This window comes from Dyella sp. SYSU CM1112, assembly GCF_058216415.1.
The window spans coordinates 1-327 of the sequence record NZ_JBZEGI010000086.1 but is presented as its reverse complement, the minus strand read 5'-3'; the positions used below and the strand labels follow the sequence as shown (position 1 = coordinate 327).

Below are 327 nucleotides of genomic sequence, written 5' to 3'. Positions count from 1 at the left end.
CCGCCGCATATGGCCGTTGAGAATCCGGCCCTCACGCCGGTGCCAATGCCCAATGCCGTAACGACCCAGGCAAACCCTGTCGCGGCAGCACCGCCTGTGCCGGCATTGCAAGCTATCCCGCTGCCGGCCAAGGTGGCACCTACCGTCAACCTGCAAGCGTCGTCGGCCAACTTGTTGACACCGAATGTGTCGCGTACAGCCGAGCACGTTGGAGGACCGGTGATGCGTCCCCAAGAGCCGCCGCAACTCGCCACGGCGCCGCCTGTGCCGACCACTACGCCATCGACGGCCGCCAAGCCTGCTGCGCCGGCATTGACGGTAGAAGCA

The 327-nt window shown here is 66.1% G+C and carries 1 pseudogene; it reads left to right on the top strand.

The features are described from left to right. Positions 1 to 327, top strand: a pseudogene (locus AC4HNJ_RS21730) (hypothetical protein); the annotation flags it as partial.